Annotated in this window: 7 protein-coding genes and 1 CRISPR repeat array; of the genes, 2 read left to right on the top strand and 5 right to left on the bottom strand. The window is 40.6% G+C overall.

The features are described 5' to 3' along the window. Positions 1-66: 66 nt before the first annotated feature. A CRISPR array of direct repeats spans positions 67-1117; the repeat unit is 35 nt; unit sequence GTCTTAATCCCTTATTAAACAGGGTCAGTTCGTAC. Between the two features lie 140 nt (positions 1118-1257). The 5 genes from cas2 (GQS54_RS22685) to GQS54_RS22665 form a co-directional block, all read right to left on the bottom strand. Beyond that, entirely contained in the window at positions 1258-1530 is a 273-nt protein-coding gene (gene cas2 / locus GQS54_RS22685) for a CRISPR-associated endonuclease Cas2 (protein WP_166426193.1), read from the bottom strand. A 2-nt stretch (positions 1531-1532) separates the two neighbouring features. Continuing rightward, positions 1533-1808 (bottom strand): CRISPR-associated endonuclease Cas2, encoded by a 276-nt coding sequence (gene cas2, locus GQS54_RS22680; protein ID WP_166426192.1) that lies wholly within the window; start codon positions 1806-1808, stop codon positions 1533-1535. Further along, positions 1805-3892, bottom strand: coding sequence for a CRISPR-associated endonuclease Cas1 (cas1, locus tag GQS54_RS22675; RefSeq protein WP_166426191.1), 2088 nt, complete (start codon positions 3890-3892; stop codon positions 1805-1807). Before cas1 ends, cas2 (GQS54_RS22680) begins: the two co-directional genes overlap by 4 nt. A 3-nt stretch (positions 3893-3895) precedes the next feature. Beyond that, positions 3896-4828 carry a CRISPR system precrRNA processing endoribonuclease RAMP protein Cas6 gene (gene cas6 / locus GQS54_RS22670; RefSeq protein WP_166426190.1) on the bottom strand — a complete coding sequence of 311 codons (933 nt, stop codon included), beginning with the start codon at positions 4826-4828 and terminating at the stop codon, positions 3896-3898. Positions 4829-4927: 99 nt separating this feature from the next. Continuing rightward, positions 4928-5773, bottom strand: coding sequence for a hypothetical protein (locus tag GQS54_RS22665; protein WP_166426189.1), 846 nt, complete (start codon positions 5771-5773; stop codon positions 4928-4930). A 309-nt stretch (positions 5774-6082) separates the two neighbouring features. On the opposite strand from GQS54_RS22665, the gene GQS54_RS23125 reads away from it, so the two are divergent. Both GQS54_RS23125 and GQS54_RS22660 read left to right on the top strand, forming a co-directional pair. Next, positions 6083-6334, top strand: a complete 252-nt coding sequence (locus GQS54_RS23125) for a hypothetical protein (protein WP_205967892.1) — start codon at positions 6083-6085, stop codon at positions 6332-6334. Between the two features lie 63 nt (positions 6335-6397). Next, positions 6398-6622 (top strand): hypothetical protein, encoded by a 225-nt coding sequence (locus GQS54_RS22660; protein WP_166426188.1) that lies wholly within the window; start codon positions 6398-6400, stop codon positions 6620-6622. Positions 6623-7283 lie beyond the last annotated feature (661 nt).

Raw genomic sequence — 7283 nt, 5'->3', positions numbered from 1 at the left:
CCTCGATTATTATCAAAGACATTATTGTGCGGTGCAGAATTGATATCTAAAAGACGGCCTTTACGAGACGCTTACCCTTATTAAACAGGGTCAGTTCGTACGAAACAAAAATGAAAACTTTAAACGACGCTAAAGTCTTAATCCCTTATTAAACAGGGTCAGTTCGTACAGGACAGGTAGGTATGAAAGAATTTATGTTCAAAGTCTTAATCCCTTATTAAACAGGGTCAGTTCGTACACATAACTGAGGACAGAGCAAATGAATATCCAGTCTTAATCCCTTATTAAACAGGGTCAGTTCGTACGATGACACTGTAATGATCACTACCAAACCAACGTCTTAATCCCTTATTAAACAGGGTCAGTTCGTACAAATACAAAAGGGATTGATAAAGTCATTGAAGAAGTCTTAATCCCTTATTAAACAGGGTCAGTTCGTACTTTAAATAAAGGAACAAAACAATGAAATATTTCAGTCTTAATCCCTTATTAAACAGGGTCAGTTCGTACGAGGACATTAAAATGCCGACTCTTATAGAGCAGTCTTAATCCCTTATTAAACAGGGTCAGTTCGTACAAAATGAAAAGAATAATAGAAAAAACAATGAATGTCTTAATCCCTTATTAAACAGGGTCAGTTCGTACTAGGATTTTAAAATGATTAAGCAATATGAAAAAAGTCTTAATCCCTTATTAAACAGGGTCAGTTCGTACGACACTGTGACTATATTAACTAAAACATTACTGTCTTAATCCCTTATTAAACAGGGTCAGTTCGTACAGGTAAACAGAATGAATTATGAAATGACCAAAGTCTTAATCCCTTATTAAACAGGGTCAGTTCGTACGGCATCAAATGAATACAAACAGTATTTACGAAATGTCTTAATCCCTTATTAAACAGGGTCAGTTCGTACGATAGATGATGCTCTATTATGAAAATAGATTTGTCTTAATCCCTTATTAAACAGGGTCAGTTCGTACGACTTAATTAATTAAATAAATATGGGGCAGTCTTAATCCCTTATTAAACAGGGTCAGTTCGTACATAAACAAGGACAAACAATGTTATTTTATGACAAGTCTTAATCCCTTATTAAACAGGGTCAGTTCGTACCCTACCCGATCTAGGCCATGGCTGGCAAGGCCTGTAGCGCATAAATCGGCCAACTGAGCAATAACTAAGCAGAACTGCGTTATTTTACGCATGCCACCCTCATTTTCATTAAAAAAAATGTTTGAAATCAACGCGCTGCCCTACACCACATGAAACCCCTCGTGCCAAGTCACTGTGCCGCCGCCCTCAACTTTACGTTCGCCTATATCTTTACCACACAAAGGGTAAAAGTGTACACGGTCAGTCTGGGCAATAATCTTTTGTATTTTACCTTGAATGCGCAGTAACTGCCCGTGACTTATCTGACATTCATACACACTTTCTTGGATCCGAATCCCGTAACCTTGCAACAAGCGATTTACCTTTCGCCGGCGCTTATTGCAGCTGATATCAAACAGGCACACCACTAACATCGTTACGTAAGATAATATGCTTGGGAGTGGGTCAATTCAGCGCTGCCTTGCACATGTCGCTTTTCAGCGCACCACTTGCAAACTGAATAATAATGTACGATGTCGTCACTACCCACAATTCGCCGCAGGGCATTTCTAAGCGCAGTAAAATGGCTGGGAGTTAAACGACATTCAAATGCGCTTAGCTGCACCCGTTCGCCGTACCCTTCTAATAAGCGACTGACATGATAACGCCTTTTATCATCGCTAATGTCGTAGCATATAAGCCATAGTTTCATCGAATTCGAAATACCTCATATTGTTCACTGTCGGCTGTAATACTCTGCTTTAGCAGTTTGATTTGACGATCGATAATACGCCGATAATCGGTTAACTCTTGGGATGAGGGGTGTATAAGCTGGCGATTAAATTTATCTTCAAGGGCGCGCAGAAAGACGCTAAAACCCTCCTTTTTTATATGGCATTTGTCGTTAATAGATTCAAAATCGCGCAAGGTAAGCGAACCTCTATTGATCAATTTATATACGGTCGCATCAACGATGGGTGCTCTAAATTCTTCCATCAAGTCGAGTACTAATGAGGGTTGGTCAGTTGAGCCGTGATGTAAGTACCCTAACGTGGGATTGATTTTATGCAGTTTGACCAAGGTATGAATATTATTAAATAACACGCTGTAACCCAGCGAAAGCAATACGTTGATTGGGTCTTTTGGCGGTTGGCGATTCCGTTGGGTAAATTGCCATTCTTCAGCAAAAAGTGATTGATACAAAGCAAAGTATTGTTTGGCTACTTGCCCCTCAATACCTAAAATGGCATTAGGGCTATTTTCACGCTCTAGTTTATGGGTGAATCGTTTTACTGCATCGGTGAATTGTGTCAACGCTTCAATGCTTGCTGGTATTTTGCGTTTACGTAGGGCGCGCTTTATCACCACAAGACTATTATTAAATTTGCCTTTAAGAATGTGTTTGGCAATACGCATTTGCTTTGGCTCTGATCCCGTGTGATGCACTTGTTGGCGCAGCAATGCTTCTGAATAGGCTCCGTAACTGTCAATAATGCCTTTAAAACTGCCCGATTGGTTGGCTAAAACAATCGGTATCGACTGTTGCAAACAGTGGCTCATCACATCATTAGTGATGTGTACCCGACCAAAAAGAATGATGCCGTCTAGTGTACCTGTGGGGATTGAACTGAGTAAGTGCTGGCCTTTCTTCACTTGTATGCGCAGACCATTTTTCGATAACACTGCCCCTTGGGTGGTTACGTACAATGTTTTTAATTTTGGCGGCAATTGAATTGTGGTGTTTTGGGCTATGTTCTGACCTGCAAGCTCCCATTGCTCATGGTCAAAGATAATGCGACTCAGAGGGGCGTTGCTGTCTATTTCAGGGCTCTGCGGTTGCTCAAGGTCCTCAACATCGAGTCCCTCGTTTTGCTCCAATATATGGGTAATTTCACGTTGATCTTTAAGTGAGGCTTCCACCGGTGTTTGACTTTTGTTGTCCAACACCAGATCATCAATAAAGGTATGCCCTAAAAATTCAAATCCGTCGGCAAATGAACAGATTTGTGTTTTTTCTTCATTTAGCGATAGATTGAGTTTGGCTAACAGTAATTGCGTTAATTCCAGAGCTTGCTGAGCTTGTGCTTTTGATTGAGTCAATATGACAAAATCGTCAGCGTAGCGGATCATATTGTAATGTTTAGCCAGCAGTGCTTCGTCCACACTATCAAGGTATAGATTCGCTATCATAGGTGACAATGATGAACCTTGCGGAATACCAAGGCCGACCGCAGCACCAAATTGCAATGTACCTTGCTCAACTTGTCGGCTAAATAGGCATTCACTGATCAAATTGATTAATGCTTCATCCAATTGATAATGACGCAGTAGTGATCTAACGGCAGCATGTGGAATATGCTCGAAAAATTGCTTTATGTCTGCATCCACGACCCACATAAAACCTTGGTTACGCAGCACAGCTATTTTTTCAACCGCCATTTTGTAAGAGCGGTTAGGCCGATAACCATAGCTGCATTTTTCAAATTCGTTTTCGAAAAAGGGTTGTAGCAACAACATTATCGCTGTGTGTAAAATACGGTCTTTGATAGTCGGTATTACTAGGTTGCGCGGTTTTTTGTTAGGCTGACGCAGAGTCACTTTAAGTAAGGCTGCACTTTGAAATTGTGCTTCTCTTAATTCGCTTAATAAAACATGTAAGCCTGAGGATAACTCTTGGGCGTAGGTATCAATAGTGACGCCATCTGTTCCAGCGGTGCCCTTATTCGCCTCAACCTTACGAAAAGCACTTTCCATAAGGTGATAATTTAGTAAGTTTTCAAAGCGTGGAATATGCAAACCTTATTGCCCCACCGCGACACTAAAATTAAATCCTCCAAAACCGAAGCTCGACTTTTTGCCTACATGAATCAACTGCCCTGCCAACAGCCAAGCAAGGGCTAGCTCATCATTCAGCACGTAAGCCCATGTCCCGGTGAGTCCTTTTAATTCATGTTTTGTTTGCATTAACGTGGACGCTCTAGCTTGCCCGAATACGTTCGTGTCTTTAAACGTCAATGGGAGTTCGTCACTGGGTAAACACGCATGCAGTTCGGCTTGCTTATTGTCGCCATAAGCAATACACAGCTGTGATAAACGCTGCGCGATTAACCAAAAAAAAGTTTTAGCGTCTGGCGCATCATACAGTTGGCGTTTATTTTTGTGCAGTTCCATGGGGGTTTGCGTAGTGATAAATGCGGTGAGTTGAATACCGCTCAAGGGATGATAAACCGCTAGCTGTTGTTCGATAAAATGCCCCAATGGCATAGGAGCAGGCATATTAAATTGGGCAGCACCTTGCTGATACACGCGCAGTGTGTTGGCTGGCAATTGTAAATCGATAGAGCGAATAGTAAAAGAGGCTTTCGATTTACCTAACCCCATATTTTGCCATAAAAAAATAGCTGCCAGTACGTCTTGAACGTGTTTAGCTGCCCGGCCGAAGAGTTTCAAGCGAAAGGTGAACTCATGCCCTCTGGGGTAATGCGTGAGTGTGTCGGTGGGTGGCAGTAAAACAAATGGCTTAATAATGGTATGCCCGTGGTGATCCCGACAATCGTATAGCATTTGCATTATGTCCCTATCGAGCTCCCCCAGTGCCCAGCCAAACCCCCCATGAAATGTAGCCCCTTTGTAAGGCGCTAATGGCATTGCGTTGTCACTCTGGCAAGTGATTATGCATTCAAAATAGGCCAATTGCTGTAATGTAGTTAACAGTGTTGTGATGTGCGCCATCTGACTTCCTTCTGTACGCGAGATTTTAAATATGCCATAAAAGTGGCTAAACGCTGATTGCTTGGTGCAAATGAGATCCCGAGTGAACCAGAGCACAAATTAGCTCATCCAGTCATCGTCGAACGACGTACTGTCAAACGTGTCAAACGGGTCACTTATGTCAATACTTGTGTCTACACTTGTGTCTATACTCGAGGTGTCGTCAAAGCTGCTATCAATATGAGTGCCAATAAGGCAAGTGTCTGTGTGTATATCTATAGGATCAGTGTCAATGATCGAAGTACTCATGTCTGTACCATAAGTATTACCCGCAGAATCAACACCACCCATCATCGGCAAGCCGGTAGCGGGGTTTATAATAGGTATATCGTCGAAGTGACTGGAAGGGTCTGCATCATCAGAAACAGAAGAGTGTTCAAAAAGGTAAGAGTCTTCAAAAAGCTCATCGTCTGCAGGCAAAGTGTTGTTGTTTACACTGGCATATAATCCTGCTCCTGCGGCAGTAACTGCTGCGCTTGCTTCTAGGTTACTCGCCCGCGAACTCGTTTTTTGACCGCTGCGCGGTGAATTAACTGATTGTCGCTGCTGGTTTGAGGCGCTCGATGTGTAACACTGCCCCAAGAAGGTGTTCGGGCCCTCTGCGGTAATCGTTCCTGCCGCCATTAAAAAATAAAATATTGCGCCAATGATGCCAAAAAGCCCCAATAATACCCATCCTTGATAAATACAAAATACACCTATCAAGGCAACCGCCAGGGCCTTTACAAGAACAAGGAATACCTCTGGGAACGAGGACTCGCTTACGGAGTTTTTCGTTTTGGGATAGTCATCAAGATCAGGTTTGTCATCCCAGTGGCTCTTGATATTAGACATCGAGCGCACTTTACCTTTAGGGTGAATGTCATCTGTACTCAGCCCTTTATTTTTATCAACTACATCGCTCATAGTCCCATCCTTTGGCTGCGTTTTCGTATTTACACGTCATGTGCTTTTTCTGTCTAATGTAATAATAAATATGACGAAGTCAAAATAAATTTAAACATTATTGCCTTTTCTAATACATTAACAAGCAACCATTACAAGCGCGCAAAAAATCATAAAAAAGAGAGTACGCCTCAAGCAGAAGCAATCAAATCTATATGCATCGCCATTAAATTATAAATATATAAAATCAGTATATTTAAAAAAAAGGTTGCACAATAAAATTGTTTCATTAATGTATTTTTAAACTTAAAAAGAATGTAATTAGTGTATATGTCAGAGAAAATGGGTGAGTACGTCGTTGTTGGCTTCTTGGCATTGGTCTTTTTTTATACCATGTCAAAATCTTTTTCATATATGTTTAATGATGAAGTATCAAAAGCGGCTTCCTATACTGTTATTTTTTCCTTAGTCCACATTAAACTTCAGTTAGGCAGCATCCTTTATTGTAAGCATGTAGAGCGTGGCATATGCCAACCCTCAGGCTGGAAAGTCATTGAATACGGGTTATTTAAGTTCGTATAAAAGTGATGACAGCGGCAAAAAGTAAATTATATACATATTAATTTAACAAGGAATCTAGCAGTAATGGATTTATCGAAAAAACAATTCTATGTAGTTCGTTTTTTAACCGACTTAATTAAGGTTTTTGGTTATTGCGGCGTAATTTTGTTTTTCATGAACTTAATTTTAGACGTACCTATCAATGAAGATATCCCTTTTGATGGCGTTACTATACTTTTTATAGGAATAGCATTGATTGCAGTTTCCAATATTATAATCTGGAAATTTTCTAACCAAAACTCGCCGTAAGGTGATTCGTTATTTTTAACAATGTATTTAGATATCAAGACCACCGTAGATTCTCTGACATCTCTTTTTATCAAGCTTATTATTTAAGGGACATCACTTCGATCAGCAGAATTTTCTGATTCTTGGTTTCACACCTGAATCCACTCGACACTAAAGCAATAGCGAATAACAATATACTAAAAGGGGTCATTGCAGAAAGGAAAAAAGTCTCTAGCGTGCTCAGCTTAAAAAGCTAAAATAAATCAATAACACTAAGCCAAATCAACACAAAGATTAGAACGAACACACGAAGCATCTTTGTAACAATGACCTATGAGCCTGCAACGTAAGGAACGATTATTCCTTCACAGATTCGAAGCCTGGTGTGCCTGAATTTTTTTACAATGCTAGCTGATCCTTTATTGGGTAATCCGGCATCTCGTTTTCCGAAGCAGCATATTTGTGCTCTATCTAGCACGAGTGATAGTTTGTCATATAGGTTATCTTTTTTTTCAATCCTTTACCGCGTTATGTAGCCAAACACAACGCATATTAAACGAGGGCGTTTAAGCGATTCATAAACAAAAAAAAGGCTGCCCGCTGGCTAATGCCGTTCACTTAAGGTGAACGGCATATTTACTTTTGGCAACCGGATATCTATTTTTTGATACTTTTAAGCACC

The sequence above is a fragment of the Paraglaciecola sp. 20A4 genome, assembly GCF_011378905.1.
Taxonomy (GTDB): domain Bacteria; phylum Pseudomonadota; class Gammaproteobacteria; order Enterobacterales; family Alteromonadaceae; genus Paraglaciecola.
This window is presented reverse-complemented; position numbering and strand designations above follow the sequence as displayed.